This is a genomic window from Edaphobacter lichenicola (assembly GCF_014201315.1).
Taxonomy (GTDB): domain Bacteria; phylum Acidobacteriota; class Terriglobia; order Terriglobales; family Acidobacteriaceae; genus Edaphobacter; species Edaphobacter lichenicola_B.
In genome coordinates, this window is the sequence record NZ_JACHDY010000002.1 from 546,086 (window position 1) to 564,061 (window position 17,976).

10 protein-coding genes and 1 tRNA gene are annotated in these 17,976 nt (G+C 58.7%); 3 read left to right on the forward strand and 8 right to left on the reverse strand.

The genetic code is table 11. The features are described from left to right. Nucleotides 1–6: 6 nt before the first annotated feature. The 5 genes from HDF09_RS08530 to HDF09_RS08550 form a co-directional block, all read right to left on the reverse strand. Nucleotides 7–528: a YceI family protein gene (locus HDF09_RS08530; protein ID WP_260181027.1), complete on the reverse strand. Its 522-nt coding sequence runs from the start codon at nucleotides 526–528 to the stop codon at nucleotides 7–9. A gap of 393 nt (nucleotides 529–921) precedes the next feature. Further along, complete coding sequence (gene bglX / locus HDF09_RS08535) at nucleotides 922–3,234, reverse strand: beta-glucosidase BglX (RefSeq protein ID WP_183764665.1); 2,313 nt, start codon at nucleotides 3,232–3,234, stop codon at nucleotides 922–924. A 165-nt stretch (nucleotides 3,235–3,399) separates the two neighbouring features. Beyond that, complete coding sequence (locus tag HDF09_RS08540; RefSeq protein WP_260181028.1) at nucleotides 3,400–4,983, reverse strand: carboxylesterase/lipase family protein; 1,584 nt, start codon at nucleotides 4,981–4,983, stop codon at nucleotides 3,400–3,402. 7 nt (nucleotides 4,984–4,990) lie between these two features. Then, on the reverse strand, nucleotides 4,991–6,718 hold the full coding sequence (locus HDF09_RS08545; RefSeq protein WP_183764669.1) for a carboxylesterase/lipase family protein: 1,728 nt from the start codon (nucleotides 6,716–6,718) through the stop codon (nucleotides 4,991–4,993). Between the two features lie 26 nt (nucleotides 6,719–6,744). Then, on the reverse strand, nucleotides 6,745–9,957 hold the full coding sequence (locus tag HDF09_RS08550; RefSeq protein WP_183764672.1) for a TonB-dependent receptor: 3,213 nt from the start codon (nucleotides 9,955–9,957) through the stop codon (nucleotides 6,745–6,747). Nucleotides 9,958–10,221: 264 nt separating this feature from the next. Between HDF09_RS08550 and HDF09_RS08555 the strand changes: the two genes are divergently transcribed. Further along, nucleotides 10,222–11,550, forward strand: a complete 1,329-nt coding sequence (locus HDF09_RS08555) for a hypothetical protein (RefSeq protein ID WP_183764675.1) — start codon at nucleotides 10,222–10,224, stop codon at nucleotides 11,548–11,550. Between the two features lie 185 nt (nucleotides 11,551–11,735). Here the strand turns inward: HDF09_RS08555 and HDF09_RS08560 are convergent, their stop codons facing one another. Continuing rightward, the gene (locus tag HDF09_RS08560; RefSeq protein WP_183764678.1) at nucleotides 11,736–12,314 is read right to left on the reverse strand and encodes a TetR/AcrR family transcriptional regulator; all 579 of its coding nucleotides are present in this window, start codon (nucleotides 12,312–12,314) and stop codon (nucleotides 11,736–11,738) included. 117 nt (nucleotides 12,315–12,431) lie between these two features. Between HDF09_RS08560 and HDF09_RS08565 the strand changes: the two genes are divergently transcribed. After that, on the forward strand, nucleotides 12,432–13,412 hold the full coding sequence (locus HDF09_RS08565; protein WP_183764681.1) for an SDR family NAD(P)-dependent oxidoreductase: 981 nt from the start codon (nucleotides 12,432–12,434) through the stop codon (nucleotides 13,410–13,412). Between the two features lie 247 nt (nucleotides 13,413–13,659). On the opposite strand, the gene HDF09_RS08570 is transcribed toward HDF09_RS08565, so the two are convergent. Both HDF09_RS08570 and HDF09_RS08575 read right to left on the reverse strand, forming a co-directional pair. After that, nucleotides 13,660–16,032 carry a spermidine synthase family protein gene (locus tag HDF09_RS08570; RefSeq protein WP_183764684.1) on the reverse strand — a complete coding sequence of 791 codons (2,373 nt, stop codon included), beginning with the start codon at nucleotides 16,030–16,032 and terminating at the stop codon, nucleotides 13,660–13,662. Nucleotides 16,033–16,327: 295 nt separating this feature from the next. Further along, a tRNA-Ser gene (locus HDF09_RS08575) sits at nucleotides 16,328–16,419 on the reverse strand. A 171-nt stretch (nucleotides 16,420–16,590) separates the two neighbouring features. Between HDF09_RS08575 and HDF09_RS08580 the strand changes: the two genes are divergently transcribed. Next, a complete protein-coding gene (locus HDF09_RS08580) occupies nucleotides 16,591–17,961 on the forward strand; it encodes an APC family permease (RefSeq protein ID WP_260181029.1) in 1,371 nt (456 codons plus the stop codon). Nucleotides 17,962–17,976: the final 15 nt, after the last annotated feature.

Here is a 17,976-nt window from a genome sequence, read left to right on the forward strand (position 1 = left end):
TCGAGTTCAATTCGACAAGTTTCCGACCAACGTCAGATCAACGTCTGCCTCTTTTGCGACTTTGAGGATGAAGACGCTTGGATCTTTTAGGCCCCATTTGACGTAGGGGACCGAAAAATGAGTCTTCGCAGTGCAATGAGTGCCCTCGATGTGAATCTGCATGGGGACGGTCAGCTCATGAGGCGTGCCGTGAAGCGTGAAGGTGCCCATCACCTGTACGGTCGAGTCTCCTGAGGGAGCGACTGTGCCTTGATAACTCTGTGGAGAAAAAGTCACCTCGGAGAAACGAGACGCCTCGAATACCTCGGTCGTCATCTTTTTGTCGCGGGAGTCGTTCCCAGTCTTGCCGCTTCCTGCAGCCACGACGACTGAACCCGACATCTTCGGAGAGCTTCGGTCAAAACCGATCGATCCGTTCTGCACGTGAAATGTCCCATGCGTCTCGTGTGCCGAGCCGGCGAGCGTAAAACTCACCTCGCTGGACTCCGGGGTGATGTTGAAGCTCTGATGCTGCGCGTAAGCGGGCATGGCGCATGACAGTGAAGCAAAAAGGAAAAGGGACACAGGCAGGTTCTTCATTGATGTTCTCCGTTCGTAAAGGCGGTGCGTGGAAAGGGGTTTGGCTGTTTGATCGTTCCGTTCAGCCAAGGTAGCGAGTGATCATGTCTCGATCCGAGAGGTATTCATGGCCGGCATGTCCTCGTCCTGTAATCCGAACTTGATGATTCGCGCGATGCGGAGGGTGCGTTCCTCTTCTGAGTTAGACGGTAGAAAAACATAAACCCCAGCTAAATGCGCTGGGGTTTGAATTTATAGTTTGGGGCATTGGGGTTCATACCGCACCAAAAGCCACTTATTTAACATTGCTTCCGCGGGATACCTCTGAAGATACCCCGCGGTCGCAAAGCGATGCGATATTCCTTATTTGGTAACTATTAACTCTGCATGCAGGCTCGCGGTTGAGTCTTCGCCAGCCCAGACATCGAAGGTACCCGGCTCCACATCCCAGAGCTTGGTTTGCGGGCTCCAGAACTGCAGTTCCTCTTTGCCTAGCGAGAACTTGAGCGTCTGGGTCTCGCCGGGCCGCAACGTAATCCGGCGGAAGCCTTTGAGCTCGCGCACGGGTCGCGATGCCGATCCGGCTTGTTGGTGAATATAGATCTGAGCTACGCTGTCACCGGCGACCGTGCTGGTGTTGGTGACGTCGACCTCGACTTCCGTGGTCTGTTCCGCGTTGATGCGATCTTTGCTCAGACGCAGATTGGCAAACTTGAAGGTCGAGTAACTGAGTCCGTAGCCGAACGGATAAAGAGGCCTGGTGGTGAGATCCCAATAGCGCGAGGTAAAGCTGGGGCGGTCCTCCGGCTCGTGGGTGAGGTTGTGGTTGTAGTAGAGAGGCTCCTGTCCGGCGGTCCGGGGCCAGGATACCGGCAGCTTGCCACCGGGGTTGACATCGCCGAACAGTACGTCGGCCACGGCGTCGCCGCCCTCTGTGCCTGGATACCAGGCTTCAAGAATCGCTGGGACATGGTCGGCAGCCCAACGGATATCGAGTGGGCGTCCGTTTTCCAATACCAACACGACTGGCTTTCCGGTAGCGGCCACGGCCTCCAGCATCTGCTGCTGCATACCGGGTAGATCGAGCGTGGCGCGCGAGGCAGCTTCACCGCTCATGGAAGCCAACTCGCCGAGCACTGCAACCACCACGTCGGAGTCAGCCGCGGCGGCTTTGGCCCTGGCGATCCAATCCGTTACTTCTGCGTCGGTTGGCGGCGGCAGTTTCTTTGCGCCCGTCATGGCATCAAACATTGAGGGGTATTCCCGTGCGGGCGCCACACCTGGGACATAGTTGATGTTTGCGCCCAGTCTGTCCTTCAGAGCGGCCAGCACTGTCACCGGATGGCTTTTGCCGGGGCCGCCGAAGAGGCCCTCCACCGTCCATCCGCCTTCAATATCCTTGGTTGAGTCGGCCAGGGATCCGATCACTGCTACTTTTTTCAGATTCTTGCTCAGCGGCAGGGTGTGGTTGTCGTTCTTGAGCAGCACCATCGAACGGGCAGCCAACTTGCGTTCGAGCGCGAGGCCTTCGGGGCTGCTGAGTTGAGCGTCGACCTTCGACTCGTCCACATAGGGATTGTCGAAGAGCCCCAACCGATACTTGGCTTCGAGAATGGGCATGACTGCCGTGTCGAGTTCCGCCTCGGTCACCTTGCCGGAGGCCACCAGCTTTGGCAGGTTGTGAATGTAGGTCAGGCTGGCCATGTCCATGTTCACGCCTGCTGTGAACGCTTTGTATGCAGCATCTTCTGGATCGCGCGCGTAACCGTGCGTCTGGAGATTGCCCACAGCGATCGCATCGGAGACGACAAAGCCCTTGAAGCCCCACTCCTGGCGCAGAACGTCGTGCAGCAACCAGCGATTTCCGGTGGCAGGCACATCGTTCAGATCCATATAAGCGCTCATGAAGGACGCTGCTCCAGCCTTTTCTGCTGCATGGAAGGGAACGAGGTAGACGTTGCGGAAGAGGGACTCGGGAATGTTGGACGAATCGTAGTCGCGCCCACCTTCGGCCGCGCCGTAGCCGGCAAAGTGCTTGACGCAGGCCAGAACACTATCGGGACCAATGGAGTCACCCTGAAAACCACGCACCTGCGCGGCCGCCATCGCCGACCCCAGGTAGGGATCCTCGCCCGCGCCTTCGACGATGCGGCCCCAACGGGCATCGCGCGCTATGTCGACCATGGGAGTGAAGGTCCACTGGATTCCTGCAGCGCGAGAGTCCTTCGCGGCCTGATGCTGGGCTGCTTCTTCAACAGCCGGGTCCCATGACGAGGCCATGGCGAGCGGCACTGGAAAGATTGTCCTGTAGCCGTGGATGACATCGAAGCCGACGAGCAGGGGAATGTGGAGCCGAGACTTCTCCACGGCCACATGCTGCATGCGGTTGAGCTCTTTCACATCGAACTGCCAGAGCACCGAGCCTACCTGTCCTTTGGCAATAGCGGCGTCCGGCTTTTCGGTTGCCAGTCCTGGGATCACGATGCCCGCAGCCTGGTTCAACTGGCCGACTTTCTCTTCCATCGTCATCTGCTTCAACAGGGCCTCGGCGCGGCGGTGCGCCTCCTGATTGGTGAGAGGAGTAGTTTGTGCAGCGACAACGCCGGAGATGGCCGATAGTAGACAGGCCGACGCAATGAGTGCGCCGGATGAAAGGTAGCCTCGCAATTTGTTCATGTCATCCTTTGTAGAAATAGTGTTGATAGACGATGGTGTTAAATCTACATCCGAATTTTAGGCTCTGAACAGGTGAGGGGGACGATCCGGCAAGGATTTTTGCAGGCCTAGTTTACGCCTATGCTTCACCCAAGCCGGATCTGAGGTTCTCAAGTTGCAGAGTCGCTACTTGCTTGTCGGTTCTGCAAGGTCAAGACGAGCTTTCCAAGGATCAGCCATTCCCTTCGGGCCGTCGTTGGTGAAGTTCATGAGTTGATCGGTTTTGGTTTGGTAAGCGGGCCATTTGGGAAGGCCAGGGCCGTTGGGGTTGCCGGTTTTGGCGAAGTTGATCCAGTAGGCGTTGGTGTTGCGGGCGATTTTTTCGTCTGAATCGGTGAGGTCCTTCTCGTAGCGTGGCTTGACGGTGTCGAAGACGTAGGGGATTTCGCTGGCGTGAGGAGCGCCGAGCCACTCTTTGCGCATGGAGCCGGCTACGTAGGAGAAGCGAAACTCGTAGGCGGGTTGTCCGGCATCGGCGACCTTGCGGGCGATGAAGCGGGCCGGCTCGATCATGAACTGGTCTCCGCCGACTGCGAAGACAAGGGCCTGGAAGTTGGCTGTGCCGTCGGGATCGTAGGTCTGCTGGGCGGCCTTCGCGTTTGGACCGAAGAAGGCAAAGAGCTCCTGCTTATTTTTTGCGGGGGAGAAGCCAATGTCCATGCTGTTGGCGCCGACGATGATGGGGACAGAGTGCTGCATACCGGCGGCGTACATGGCGCCGACCTCGCCGCGCATGATGGTGCCGTCGATGACGGGGCCGGAGTAGGTGGCTGCCTCAGCGTTCATGTTGGCCATGTTCATGTTGTCGACGATGGCTTCGGCAGGCAGGGCGCGCAGTTTTTCGAGAGCTGCGGCGTCTTCGCCTTCGATGCCGTTCTTCTTTGCGAAGGCGAGGCCGATGCTCTCGGCCGAGGGGCGACCGCTGGGGGAGACGGTGTGGAGGTAGGGAGTGTTAAGACCATTGCGGCCACCTCCGGACTCTACGATGGCTCGCTGGAAGAGGCCGTCGGAGAGCTTGGTCGTCATGAGCATATGGACGGAGAAGCCACCCGCGGACTCTCCGAAGATGGTCACGTTGCCGGGATCTCCACCGAAGGCGGCGATGTTGCGTTGGACCCACTTGAGAGCAGCGATCTGATCCATGTAGCCATAGTTGCCGAGGGCTTCGTCGGGATGTTCTTTCGTGAGGGCGGGATGGGCGAAGAAGCCGAGGCGCCCGAGGCGATAGTTGAAGCTGACCAGGACGGCGCCGCCGCTGGCGAACTGGCTGCCGTCGTAGACTGCGGGCGAGCTTCCGCCGTTGACCCAGCCGCCGCCGTAGATCCAAAACATAACGGGGAGTTTTTTTGCGGAATGATTGGCCGGGGCCCAGACATTGATGACCAGGCAGTCTTCCGCGGGCGGGGTGCCGAGGGGTGCGGCGTCACTGGGGAAGGGCAGCTGCATGCAGTCGTGGCCGTAGGCTGTGGCAGGGAGTGGAGCAGACCATTTGGCAGGAGGCTGCGGGGCACGCCAGCGCAGCTCTCCGACTGGCGGGGCTGCGTACGGAATGCCTTTGTAGGAGATAACTCCATCGGCGGTGGCGCCGGTGACGGGGCCGGATTCGGTGTTGACCGTTTGAGACTTCATCGTGCAAGGCAGAAAAAGGAATGCCGTTGCGAGCAGGATGCTGGCTCGCTTAAATGGGACGAACGTGTGCTGAATATTCATTGGTCTCCTAAACCTCGCTTACGATTTTTTGCAGGTTGTCATCCAGGTTGTTGCGGGCTACGCACGTGTTGTCGAAGACCATGGTGGACTTGTTTTCGGCAGTAAACTCGGGCCATTTGGGGAGGCCGGGGTGGTTCGGATCTCCCGTGCGCGCGAAGTTGATCCATGCGCCGCTCACTTTGTCGGCTAGAGCCTGAGCTTCGGGACCGCCTCCGGTCATGTTTTCGCAGCGTTGGATGTTGTCGAAGGTGAAGGACATCTCGGCGCAGTGGAAGGCCATGGGTCTTCCGTCGAGAATGGGCGGCTGCCAGGTGAAGTAGTAGAGGTAGGCAGGAGCGCCGCCGGCTGCGGCTTTGCTCATCGCCTGATCAATGGCTGCTCCGCGAACCGAGGAAGAGGCGATGATCGACCATTGCTGGAAGGGCTTGGCGTCGGGGTAGAGCTCCTTGACCGCTTTGATGGCGGCATCGGCTTGCTGAGGCATGACTTTCTGAACGTGAGATTGGAGGTCGGCGTCAGTCCACTGCCAGTACTCGGGATGGTCCATGGCCGTGACGAACTCGTTGAGGTTGGTGCCGACGAGGAGGGGGATTTTTTTTGCGCGGTCGGGGGTTTTGGGACCGAAGGCGTTTTCGGTGACGACTTTGCCATCGAGGACCGGAGCCCAGCCGAGCAGGTTGCCGATGTGGCGAAAGTTGATGAGAGTGGGCGGAGCTGTGGGCATGGTCGCGATGACGGCTGCGGCTTCGATCTCGCGCCAGGGGATGTCGTTGAGCTTGGCGATGGAAGACTTGTCGAGGTTGAGTTGTTTGAGGAAGGCGTCTGTAGTGCGGGCTGCGTCCTCGGGGTTGCGAGAGTGGCCGAGTGAGCCGCTCTGGACGATGGCGCGGTGGAAGAGGCCTTCGGCGGAGGGCATGCAGGTGAGGGTGCAGACTTTGCCACCGCCACCGGACTGGCCGAATACAGTGACGCAACCGGGGTCGCCGCCAAAGCGGGCGATGTTGTCACGCACCCACTCGAGCGCGAGGACGATGTCGAGCATGCCGACGTTGCCGGATTCGGCATATTGGGGGCCGTAGGCAGAGAGGTCGAGATGACCGAAGACGTTGAGGCGATGATTAATCGAGACCATAACGATGTCGCCTCTGCGGGCGAGGTTTTCACCGTCGTAGGACTTGAGCTCCTGGGCGGAGCCGGCGGTATAGCCTCCGCCGTGGAGCCAGACCATGACGGGGCGCTTCTTGTTGTCGTTGATACCGGGAGTCCAGACGTTGAGGCAGAGGCAGTCCTCGCCGGGAGTGCCGTCGTCCCAGGCGAACATCCAGGCTTCTTCGTCGTGCTTCCAGCCGTGGCTGTCCGGCTGCGGGCAGCAGCTGCCGTAGTGCATGGAGCTGCGGAGGTTGGTCCACGGTTTGGCTTTCTTAGGAGGCATGAAACGGGCAGAGCCGCCGGTGTCGTCGCCGTAGGGAACGCCTTTGAAGGTGAAGATACCGTTGCGGATGTAGCCGCGAATCTTGCCCAGATCCGTTTCGACGATGGGCTTGGTTGCGTCAGCGATGACAGGGTCTTTGGCCAGCGGGGAGCGTCTGGACCTGGTGTTGCCAACGGCATGAGCGGCCGGTACTCCCATGCCGACTGCGCCGGCCGCCAGTGCGAGTGATTTGAGGACTGAGCGGCGAGCTATGCCCGTCGTAGTCTCTGGAGGACATACTTCTTCCTTCGTGCTGATCTTCATTGGTTTTGTCTCTCCGGATGGCTTGGTTAGAAGGTAAGTTTCAGCGCAAATTGGTACTGGCGAGGGGCGTAGGCAGTGCTCATGGATGTGATCTGACCGAAGTTGGAGCCGCCGAGTGATGCGTTCGGGGTAGCGAAGTTAGCCATGTTAAGGATGTTGAAGGACTCGGCTCGGAACTCGAGATGATAGCGATCGCCGATTGGGAAGGTCTTGAAGAGAGACAGATCCAGGTGTCGGTAGTGTGGCCCATAGAGTGCGTTGCGACGCTCGTTGCCGACGGTGCCGGCAGCTTGTGCCGCAAAGGCAGCAGGGTTGAAAAATTCGTTGACGGTGGGGGTGGAGACACGAGGGCTGCCAATGCGGTCGGGTCGATCGGCGTTGTTGGCGCCGGGGTTGGTGTTGCTGACGTCGCTGGAGTTGGTGATGCTGAAGGGAGTTCCGGTGTTCCAGACGCCGATGGTATTGAGCTGCCAGCCCTTGAGGCCAAGAGCTCTAAGGCCTGAAGCCGTTTTGCCGAAGGGCAGCTCATAGTTGATGGTGCCGGCGAAACGATTGCGTATATCGAGCGCGCTGTTGCCGTAGTCGAGAGTGTCGACTAGGTTGGGAACACTGCCGTACCCGCCAGCACCCTCTTCACTGAGGCCGGTGGAGTTATCGAGGCTGTGAGCGAGCGTGTAGTTGATGTTCATGGTGAGTCCATGACTCAAGCGACGCTCGACCGAGGTCTGAAGGGAGTGGTAGGAGGAGACGCCGCCGGTCTGGAAGTAGCCGATGACACCGACGTTGGGGAGCTTCGAGACATAGGGCCGAAGCGGGGTGTAGCAAGTGGCATCGGCTCCGCATGTGTTCGGCGGCGGGGCGTTCAGGTCCGGCAGAAGTTGAGCGAGTTGACGTCCGAGGAGGCCGACGTAGCTGACCGTATACACGTTGCCTGCTGCCTCCTTCTGAACCGTCAGGTTGAACTGCTGCAGGTAGCTGGTGCGGAAGTGCGGGCTGACGGCATCTGGAATCGAAGAACCGGGATTGTTGATATTGGTCGGCACAGGCACCGGGAAGCCATCGATGAACTTGGTGAAGTTCGGTCCGCAGCTGAAGAAGCCGCAGGAGCTTACGGTCGAAACAAAAGGTGGATTCTTGAGGTTAGCGTTCGAAGTGGTGTTCATCGGGACGTAGCCGATACCGTAACCACCGCGAACGACCAGATTTTTGGCAAGGGTGAGGGCGAAGCCGAGGCGCGGGGCAAGACCATGCCAGTCTGCCTGGATACCTGCGGTGTTCGAGACGCCGTCGACGCCGGCTACCTGCAGCGCGCCGTTCGCGGGGTTGAAGGTGGAGATGTTGTTATTGATCTCTGTGTAAGGGGTGAAGTGGTCGTAACGCAGGCCCGCATTGATGGTGAGGGTCTTCGAGGCATGCCAGTCATCCTGAATGTAAACGCCGGTCTCCGAGACGCGGAGGTGAGGAACGACGAGCTGCAGCGACCGCTGGGTGTTGAGATAGTTGCCCTGGATCAGGCCTGGGTAGTCGAGGAAGATCCAGAGACCCTCCGGGTAGCTGCTCTGGAAGGAGGTGAGCTGACGACGTATGAAATTGCCGCCGATCTTGAAGTTGTGATCGCCGTGGGTGTAGGTGAGGGTGCCGAGATATTGGAAGGTGTTGTCCTGATCTTTCAAAGGCTGGAAGAGGACGCCGCCAAGACTCGCACCGGTGACGACCACGATCGGCGCAAGTCCGGTTGAATCGCTGATGGGAGTGTTGACGTTAGGCTGGCCGATGGCTTCATTCGGGTTAGTGCCGTCCGCGTTGGGGAAACTCTGATTGTCGACACGAGTGTAGGCAGCTTTGAGTTCGAGCAGCAGATTGGTGTTGAAGATGTGGACGTAGTTGAGCGAACCAGTGTAGGCGAGATCCTTGGCGGAGCCGAGGCCATTGCCGATGAAGCTGGGATTGATCGTGATGCCGGCGATGGTCGCGTCTGGGAAGGGACCGGGCGAGTTGGTGGAGACGTTGTTGTAGGCGAAGCGGGCGTAGAAGGTGTTCTTGGGGTTGAAGAGGTGATCGATACGTGCGTCGAAGTCATGGCTGTACTGCGTGTTCTTATAGCCGGACGTATAGGTGTTCGGGCCGTTGTTAGGGGCCGGGAAGAGTCCGAAGTAGGCGATCCCGGCTTTATCGAAGTCTGCAGGGGCGATGACGGGGCCGCCAGTGTCGGAGAAGTCTCCGGGGTGCTGCTTCTCATAAAGCGTGGGAACGATCAGGGACTGAGGCGCTGTCCCGGCGATCTGGCGATAGCCTTCGTAGTCGCCGAAGAAGAAGGTCTTGTCTCGGAAGATGGGTCCGCCAAGACTGCCGCCGAACTGGTTCTGACGGAGTTCGTTCTTGGGCAGCTTATTGCCGAAGTTGAAGGTAGAGGCGTCGAAGATGTCGTTGCGAAAGAACTCGAAGGCAGAGCCATGGAACTGGTTGGACCCGGACTTGGTGATGATATTGATGATGCCTCCGCCAGTGCGGCCGACCTCAGCCGTATACGTGTTGGTCTGGACACTGATCTCAGCGATGGCTTCGAGCGAGGGACGGACAGCGACGGTTCCGATGAGGCGCTCGTTATTGTCCGCGCCGTCGATCATCTCATTGTTGAGCACGTCGGACTGTCCGTTGACGGATAAGGAGGCCGACTGCCGGCGATCGTCAAGCTTGCTGCCGTTGGTGAGGCTGTCCGGAGGACCTTCGTTGACGCCGGGGGCAAGCTGAACAAGCTGGACGAAGTTGCGTCCGTTCAGCGGCAGGTCCTGAGTCTGCTTCGCATCGATGGTGTGGGAGAGAACGGAGCTATCGGTGTGCAGTTCGGAGGCTTGAGCTTCGACCGTGACCGTCTCAGTAGCGGCGCCAATCGTGAGTTGCACATTGACGCGAATACGGTCGCCCGCCGAGAGCGTAATGGATGGAACGGCATAGCTCTTGAAACCGGTCGCGGTGGCACTGATGGAGTAGTTACCCGGATTGAGCAGGTTGGCGACGAAGTCTCCACTGCTGCTGCTCTTTACGACGTGGGTCTCGTGGGTGGCAAGACTTACGATGGTGACCAGGGCGTCGGGAACCACTGCACCAGTCTCGTCCATGACGGTGCCGAGGATGTCGCCTGTGGTCTGTTGCGCCTGTGCTGTAATGACGGCCAGAGAAAATAGCAGCCCTAAGCCCAGGAAGATCCTCCGAAAAATAACAGCCCATCCCTTTATCATTGATATCCCCTTCACTCTCCGCGGCGCTTTGGGAACGCCACATGCCCAGATCTCTGGACCAGCGAATCCTCGTCGCTAGGATGGGCGAGGGCAAGTACGATACCGTAATTTCATTGGGGTTTTTGGAGGTAGAGAGGGGAGAGTTCCGGAGAGGCCGGACTACTGCTGAAAGGAAATAGTTCTGGACAATTGGCTCTATGGGTACGTAGCATACCCCCCACAAGAATAAATGAGTATTAAACGGGTCCAGATAAGAAGGTTGGCATGAAAAGCTTTGCCGAGCCACCGAGTTCCATTGTTCAGGAACCGTTGCTGGACACCGTCACTCCCCAACAGACCAAGCCAGATGCCTCGGTTGTCCGTGAAGAGTTGGAACGAGTTCTTTCGAGTCATCACTTTCAGACAAGCAAGCGCTGTCAGTCCTTCCTGCGCTACGCGGTGGAGGAGACTCTCTCCGGCCGTCAGGAGTTGAAAGAGCGATCGATCGGGATCGAAGTCTTCGAGCGTAATCCAACTTACGATACGAACCTCGACCCTGTTGTGCGAATGACTGCCGGAGAGGTCCGCAAGCGACTGGCGCTCTACTATCAGGGAGCTGCGGAGGACTCTGGGCTGCGTATTGAGTTGCCCGTGGGCTCCTATGTGCCGCGTTTCCACTCGGTTCCTGTAAGTCATCTTCCGCCGGACGCCATAGTCGATCAGGTTCTGAGCGTGGCTCCAGAAGTTGCGGTTCCTGGTGTAGAGAAAGAGATTGAACCTCTTCCTCAAACCGCTCAACATCAACGCAGGCTCAGCACTGTGACTTTGGTCGCTGTTCTTCTGCTTCTTTGCGCCGGTCTGGGAAGATGGGCCGTTATACACCGCGTCGAGCATCCACCACCTACACCGATCGATCAGTTCTGGGAGCCTGTGCTTGCCTCAACCAATCCAGTCCTGATTTCGATAGGGCAGATCCGACCGAAGTATGCCGAGGTTCAACCCAACCATCTTCGGAGTTCGATCGCCGGACCGATGGAGCTCGGGAAAGAGGGATATCCTAGAGAAATCGCCGTCACGGTACTAGGAGATTCCATTGCTATGACGAACATTGCGGCTTTGCTTAAAACGCATGGCAGACAGTTCAAAATCCATGCAGAGTCGATGACTTCGTTCGCTGACCTTCAACAAGGCCCTTCCGTGCTGATTGGAGCCTTCAACAATGACTGGACCATCCTGCTCACGAACCCTCTGCGATTCCATTTCGATGTTGGCGAATCGAAAACTGGGACATGGATTACAGACCGCGAACATCCTGAAGCGAAGATAGGCGACCTCAGTCACCTGACCCAGTTTTCGGATATGAAAGAGGATTACGGCGTCGTAGTCCGCATGCTTGACCCTCGAACGAAGGAGATAGTCGTCATCGCGGCTGGTCTTACACCCTACGGCACTCAGTCCGCAGGTGAATTTGCGACAGATCCCGCTTCCATCGCGGAGCTTGCGCGGCGAGCCCCATCTGACTGGTCTCACAAAAACATGGAGATTCTGATCAAAACTGACCTCATAGACGGGGAAGCAGGTCCTCCACAGATTGTAGCCAGTACTTTCTGGTAGAAAAAATATCTGCGAGGGGCTTGTGTGTTTTGCTGGGGTTTTTGAGAAAAATGGGTGTTTTGACGTGGTGTTTTGGTGGTGTGGATGTGGTGTTTTGCGTGGCTGATGTGGAGTTTTAGCAGTCACATTTTTGGGGTTGAAATATGTGACAGGGTTTTGGGATTTATTTTTGAGGGTTTCCCGTTTTAAGGCCGGGAGCCCTGAATGAGGATGCCCACGAATCGCCGCGCCTTTTCAGGCCAATCGTCTGTGCTGCCCGCGCTGGAGATCCCATAGATGGCGCGCAGCATGTCCATTGGATCGACATCTGGCCGAAGATCTCTGCTGGCGACGGCGCGGCTCGCCAGCGCATTGGCAGCCTCTTCCATGACGCGGGTGGTCTGCTGATATACCTGCGAAGGGCCGCCGGCCATTGCGTTCAACGCTGGGGCAATAATTCTTTTCGCAGCGATGTAGTCGATGAAGACCAGCATCCACGCCCGCAGTGCCTCGACCGGAGGCAGCTCGGCGGAGAACTTTCTCTGGGCCTCGGCCAGCTTCTCGACTTCGCTGATATAGACAGCGGCCAGCAGGTCATCGCGCGTAGGAAAGTGACGGTAGAGCGTTCCCGGGCCGATCCTGGCGCGCCTGGCGATCTCGTCCATGCTGGCCTCCGCGCCCCGGCGCGTGAAAACCTGCTTCGCGACTTCGAGAATCCGCTGACGGTTGCGTTGCGCGTCGGCTCGGGGCTTGCGGGCAGTTTTCTTTACGGCTGACTTTTTCATCGATCTTTCTGAAACCGGAGGGGCTCTCCGGTAATCTCATAAGCATAACGGAGATTGACTCCGTTTTATTCCAGGCCGATGGCCGGTGTCAAAAGATTTGTGATCGGAGAGTGCAGCATGGCAGTGAAATTTGGAGCAAAGTCAACGACGGAAGAGGTCCTCGAAGGGGTCAACCTGAAGGGCAAGCGGATTCTGGTGACGGGGGTATCGGCGGGTATCGGCGTAGAGACGGCCCGCGCGCTGGTGGCGCATGGCGCAGATGTTGTGGGCGCGGCGCGTGATCTGGAGAAGGCGCAGCGGGCGACATCGGAGGTGAGTAAGGCCGCGGCGGAGACGGGCGCGAGTTTCGAGGTGGTCGAGCTCGACCTTGCCAGCCTGAAGAGCGTGCGCGCCGCTGCGGACAAGCTGGTTGCTGATGGCCGTTTGTTCGATGTGGTCATCGCAAATGCCGGTGTCATGGCGACTCCGTTGGGCAAGACAGAGGATGGTTTCGAGACGCAATTCGGGACCAATCACCTGGGCCACTTCGTCTTTGTGAACCGCATCGCGAAGCTGATCAAGGACGGCGGACGCCTGGTCAACCTCTCTTCCTCAGGGCACCGCTTCAGCAATGTGGACCTGAACGATCCCAACTTTGCGACGACGCCGTACGAACCCTTCGTGGCTTATGGGCGCTCGAAGACCGCGAACATCCTCTTCGCAGTTGCTTTCGATCAGCGGCATCGAGAGCGTGGGGTCCGCGCGACGGCTGTACATCCGGGAGGCATACAGACCGAGCTCGCCCGCCACATGGAACAGGCCCACATGGAACAGATGATCAATCAGATCAATGAACAGGCCGCCGCGGCGGGCAAAGGGCCGTTCGAGTTCAAAACAGTTCCCCAGGGAGCCGCCACCTCAGTATGGGCAGCTGTCGTTGCACCCGCCGAAGAGGTAGGAGGACGGTATTGCGAGAACTGCCACGTGAGTGATGTCGTCGCAGATGACGCAAGGCTGGGCCTGCTTGACGAAGGAGTGCGCGGCTACGCGGTCGATCCACAAAACGCTGTTGCGCTCTGGAAGAAGAGCGAAGAGATGATTGGCGAAGCCTTCGCGTAAACGGTGAAGAGAATCGGCCGACCCCTCGCCATGTGTGAGGGGTTTGTCGTTTCTACCTAACTTTGCGGTACGGACAAAGCCGTGGCGCCGGAGTGGAGTTGTGGTTTGCTGGAAGCGTTTGAGGCCGGTGGGCATGGCGGTACTGGCAGTTTACATCCCACTCTTCGCAAAGAGCGCGAAGGATGGGGCACCCGAGATTTGTTGTTTGTTTGTGAGCTAAGGGTGGGGCACCTGGCTGGGGATCTTGTTAAACGCCGCGGGGGAGCTCGCCTTCGAACTCAGCAACAGCAACCCTTGACACGATTCGCTGTCTCATTCGTAACAGAGCAAAGGCTGCCGGGATGAGCGCGAGATAACAGAGTGCGGATAAAAGCATGGTCACATGAATGCCCAGCGCCATACTGAACATCACACCCAACACCGATGCCAGAACGCCGGTTGCGCCATTGATTCCCCAAAACCACGGGGTTGGTTGCCGGTCTACTGCTTCGACCAGTCGCATGCCTGTGGGAAAGGCAAAGCCGAGCAGAAAGCCGAGCGGCATGATGATGGCCACCGAAATTGCTATCCGCACCAGACGGTCCTGACCGGTGGTGTGCTGAAAGATGATGGGTAGAATCTTGCCCATGGCCACCAGGTAGGCGACGACAAGAATGGCCCATGTCTGCAATTTGCCTCGTGAGTCCAGCTTCAGCCTGTCTGATGTCAGGCTGCCCAGGCCGGAGGCCAGAATGAGGCTGAACAGGCACACACTTAAAGAGTAGATGGGATGGCCGAGATAGATGCTGAACCGCTGCAGCAGGGCGATCTCGGCCAGCATGAAGCCCATGCCAATTAGCGAAAAATAAAGGCTACCGGCAACGGCGAGGGGTAATGGACATGCCCTGGCCGCATCTCTGAGAGGCACCAGGATGGTGGCGATGACCGCCAGGATCGAGATAAACAGAATCATGATGAGTACCGCTGACGCCGTCAGATTGCCGAGTACGACGCCAACGCCGAGAGTCTTGCGGAAGAAACGTTGTGCTGCGCGCGGGATACTGAGGAAACGGAGCTGGTTGAAGAAAAACGGCCGGTTATCGGTGGCCACGCTGAGGTCCAGAAAGGTTCCATCCATTACGTGATCCAAGGAGGCGCGATCTTGGCTCTCCGTGATTGCGCGCAGAAGCGGAGACTGCGGTGGCTGGTCAGGCGCCAGTACTACGTCGAAGCCGAGGCTGCGCACTGTCTGATGCAATATACGCAGCTGCTCCGGAGTGAAGGGCTTCTTCGATACCACAAGGGTGGCGATTTTGCCGGCGCTGGCGACGAACATCTGCGGGCGGGCATCCTTGACACCGGAGTCGAGGAGGATGGCTGTCGCCAGCCCGATCATCCTTCCGGTTTCGTCAATATTGCCGGGGCTGTACCAGCGACTCACGGTAAAGATGCCGTCATCGTTGAGTGTTCCGAAGAAGGCGTGCCAACCCTCAAGCGTGTAGAGTCCGTTTTCGCTGAGGCTGAAGGCGCCGGCTCCGGTTGCCGCCCAGGTGTCGATCATGCTCATCTGTACGAGATCGAATTTTTCGTTTGTGCTTGCGAACCAGCTGCGGGCATCGTCGACATGGAGTTTCAGATTCGGCACAGCAGTCACATTGCTGAAGTTCTTATAGAACGGATTCTTTGTAAGGAGATTGATGAAGATGGGATTGAGCTCGACTCCTGTGATGTCGGGAACCCCAAAAAAGTGAGCCGTCATCAGGTCGCGGCCGCCGCCAACTCCAATGACCGCAGATTTGCGGATACCAGGAAGGCGGTAAGCCAGGCTAGTCAGATCGTATTGCAGGAAAGAGATGGAGTCTGGCGTTCCATCATAGTGGGACATGGGGGTGCTTGCCGCGCCATCGATATTCAGTTCCGCCTGCATAATACGCATATTCCCCGAAAGGGCAGGGGAGACGCTCCACATGTCGGGGAAGTGCAGCGTTGGAGAGCTGGCGACGATTCGGGAATAGGAGTTCCATTTCTCGTATACGCCCAGGGCGTAGGTCTCAAAGTTGTTTTTCACCAGAATGGGACGCATGCCGACAGGCGCCATTGAATTGAGTATCGCGAACACCATGAGCGCGATTGTGATGGGAATTGGACGACGCCACCAGGACCTTGATTCCAACCGTTGCCGATCTTCGGAGGGGGCGCTGGCGGCGAATGCTATAGCGGACAGACCGCATACGGCGCCGGATGCGATCACAGCGGTCGGGCCATCCAGAAGATTCAGGAGCAGAATGACTCCCATGCAGCCGAACGAAGCGCCCAAGAGGTCGACTCCGTAGACCTGTCCCGTGGGGAATGGGCTGCGGGTCAACGCCAGACTGACCACAACTCCCGAGAAGGCGTAGGGGATGGCCATGAAGATCAGAAGCAGACTCCACGAAACGACGGTGGTGAGCGAAAGCGAAGTAATGGTGATGAGGCAAAACTGCACCATGACCGATGCAGGCATAGCCACTGCCGTTGCGAGGGCGAAGTTGGTCAGGGTAATGGACAGCGAGCCGGATTCAAATCGCTCGCGGCGCAGATAGACCCAGACCGCGCCGACGGTCATGCCCAGCATGGCTACGCTGATCGCAAAAAAAGCCATGTAGTACCAAGCGATCACTGAAAGGATTCGCGTTTGGATGATCTGAAATGTAAGCAGTGAAAAAGTGAGGAGAAATACTCCGAAGAGGAATGGGCCCTTGCGCATGGAACACGAAGAATTCAGGGGAGCCTCCAGCAAATTCTCTTGAAGTGCGTTTGTACGACGCAGTCTAACAGGAAAGGCTATGCGGAGTTGTCGAGAAAAGAAGCGTCGGGGGTAAAAGCACGAAACCCCAGCATTTGCTGAGGTTGTGATAATTCCCTAGGATGTGCTCGGGTGTCCTAAAACAAGATAATGGCGGAGAATGGGGGATTCGAACCCCCGATAGAGCTTTCGCCCTATAACGGTTTAGCAAACCGCCGCCTTCAGCCACTCGGCCAACTCTCCGTCTGTGTTGCGGTGAGCATCACGTATACGCGATGCCCGGCTTTGGCAATTATAGCAAGACAGCTCGCTGCGCGAGTTAGCTGCTCGCGGATTGCGATTCAGCTAGTTAGCGGAAGGGGTGCGTGATGGCTTCGGCTTCGCGGTGTGCGGGATTGACTATATAAAGACTGAATGGCGCTGGGGCGGGTGGGTTTGGGACGAGCGGGGGCGGGCAGGGGGAAGATGCGGCTGCTGCCGTTGATTGCCGCGACTTACTTTATGGTGGCGGGTGGGCCGTATGGGCTGGAAGACGTGATCGGCATGGCGGGGTATGGGCGGGCGCTACTGCTGCTGCTGGTGATTCCGGTGGTGTGGAGTCTGCCGACGAGTTTGATGGTGGGGGAGCTGGCGGCGGCGATCCCGGAGGAGGGTGGGTACTACCGGTGGGTGCGGCGGGCGATGGGGGAGTTCTGGGGGTTTCAGGAGGCGTGGCTGAGCCTGGCGGCGAGCGTGTTCGATATGGCGATCTACCCGACGATCTTTGTGCTGTATATGGGGAGGGTGGAACCGGCGTGGACGGCGGGGTATCGCGGGACGGCGTGGGCGCTGGGTGTGGTGGTGGTGTGCATGGCGTGGAATCTGCTGGGCGCGCGGGCGGTGGGCGAGGGGTCGGTGGGACTGTTTTGCGTGCTGCTGTCGCCGTTTGTGGTACTGACGGCGGTGGGGTTGTGGAAGGGGCTGATGGGTGGTGGGCATGCGATGGCGGGGATGGGTGGTTCGGGGGTGGGCGGGGGCCTGGCTCGGGCGGATTGGGCCGGGGCGGTGTCGGTGACGCTGTGGAACTATATGGGGTGGGATAACGCGTCGACGGTGGCGCAGGAGGTGGAGGAGCCGCAGAGGAACTATCCGCGGGCGATGCTGTTGGCGACGGGGCTGGTGGCGCTGACGTATGTGCTGCCGCTGGCGGCGGTGGGGCTGGCGGGGATTCCGGCGGCGCGGTTTTCTACGGGGGCGTGGGTGGATGCGGCGAGGGAGCTGGCGGGGCCGTGGTTGGCGGTGTGCGTGGTGCTGGGCGGGATGATCAATGGTGGGGGGATGTTCAATGCGCTGATGATGAGCTATACGCGAGTGCCGTATGCGCTGGCCGAGGAGGGGGTGCTACCGGAGGTGATGGAGCGGAAGAACAGGTGGGGCGTGCCGTGGGTGAGTTTGGCGGTGTGTTCGGTGGGGTGGGCGCTGGCGCTGCGGTTGTCGTTTGAGCGGCTGATCTCGATTGACCTGGTGCTGTATGGGGCGGCGCTGATGCTGGAGTTTGTGGCGCTGGTGGTGCTGCGGGTGAAGGAGCCTGGGTTGGCGAGGCCGTTCAAGGTGCCGGGTGGGGTTTGGGGTGCGGTGGGGATGGGGGTTGGGCCGGCGGTGCTGATCGGGTTTGCGCTTTGGGCGGCGAGGGGGGAACGCGTGGCTGGGCTGCCGGCGCTGGAGTTTGCGGCGATTGTGGCGGCGGCGGGGCCGGTGGTTTATCTGGCGGCGCGGATGGTGCGGAAGGGCCGTTTGGCGCGCTGAGGTTCGGCGCTGAAG

Coding starts and splice junctions, on each gene's coding strand:
- HDF09_RS08570 (WP_183764684.1), bottom strand. CDS start 16,032: ATGGCTTTTTTTGCGATCAGCGTAGCCATGCTGGGCATGACCGTCGGC.
- HDF09_RS08545 (WP_183764669.1), bottom strand. CDS start 6,718: ATGAAGATCAGCACGAAGGAAGAAGTATGTCCTCCAGAGACTACGACG.
- HDF09_RS08530 (WP_260181027.1), bottom strand. CDS start 528: ATGCCCGCTTACGCGCAGCATCAGAGCTTCAACATCACCCCGGAGTCC.
- HDF09_RS08555 (WP_183764675.1), top strand. CDS start 10,222: ATGAAAAGCTTTGCCGAGCCACCGAGTTCCATTGTTCAGGAACCGTTG.
- HDF09_RS08560 (WP_183764678.1), bottom strand. CDS start 12,314: ATGAAAAAGTCAGCCGTAAAGAAAACTGCCCGCAAGCCCCGAGCCGAC.
- HDF09_RS08550 (WP_183764672.1), bottom strand. CDS start 9,957: ATGATAAAGGGATGGGCTGTTATTTTTCGGAGGATCTTCCTGGGCTTA.
- HDF09_RS08540 (WP_260181028.1), bottom strand. CDS start 4,983: ATGAATATTCAGCACACGTTCGTCCCATTTAAGCGAGCCAGCATCCTG.
- HDF09_RS08580 (WP_260181029.1), top strand. CDS start 16,591: ATGGCGCTGGGGCGGGTGGGTTTGGGACGAGCGGGGGCGGGCAGGGGG.
- HDF09_RS08565 (WP_183764681.1), top strand. CDS start 12,432: ATGGCAGTGAAATTTGGAGCAAAGTCAACGACGGAAGAGGTCCTCGAA.
- bglX (WP_183764665.1), bottom strand. CDS start 3,234: ATGAACAAATTGCGAGGCTACCTTTCATCCGGCGCACTCATTGCGTCG.